Here is a 650-nt window from a genome sequence, read left to right as displayed (position 1 = left end):
CCGACCGCAACCCGCAGTTCGACGCCCAGCGTTCCTCCGGGAACACCAACGACCTGCGCGGCAAGGTCCTGCGGATCAAGCCCACCGCCGCCGGCGGCTACACCGTGCCCGCGGGCAACCTCTTCGCGCCCGGTACGGCGAAGACCCGCCCCGAGATCTACGCGATGGGCTTCCGCAACCCCTTCCGGATGTCCGTCGACAAGGCCACCGGAATCGTCTACCTCGGCGACTACGGCCCCGACGCCGGCGTCACCGACGGCACCCGCGGCCCCAGCGGCCAGGTCGAGTTCAACCGGATCACGGCCCCCGGCAACTACGGCTGGCCGTTCTGCACCGGTACGAACACCGCCACGGAGACGTACGGCGAGTACGCCTTCCCCAGCGGCCCGTCCGCCGGGAAGTACAACTGCGCCGCCCCGGCCAACAACTCCTTCCGCAACACCGGACTGGCCACGCTCCCCGCCGCCAAGTCCTCCTGGATCAAGTACGGCGGTGACTCCGGCACCCCGCCCGAGTTCGGCGGCGGCTCCGAGTCCCCCATGGGCGGTCCCGTCTACCGCTACAACGCCGCGCTGAACTCCAGCGTCAAGTTCCCCCAGTCCCTGGACGGCCGCTTCTTCGCCGCCGAGTACGGCCGCAAGTGGATCAAG

At 70.2% G+C, this 650-nt stretch carries 1 protein-coding gene; it reads left to right on the top strand.

Annotated elements, in window-relative coordinates; genetic code table 11:
• Nucleotides 1-650 (top strand): PQQ-dependent sugar dehydrogenase (locus GT042_RS20160; protein WP_161310118.1); only part of this gene is annotated, 650 nt, incomplete at both ends.

The sequence above is a fragment of the Streptomyces sp. SID3212 genome (genome assembly GCF_009865405.1).
Taxonomy (GTDB): domain Bacteria; phylum Actinomycetota; class Actinomycetes; order Streptomycetales; family Streptomycetaceae; genus Streptomyces.
The sequence above is the reverse complement of the archived record's forward strand: the minus strand, read 5'-3'. Positions and strand labels throughout refer to the sequence as shown.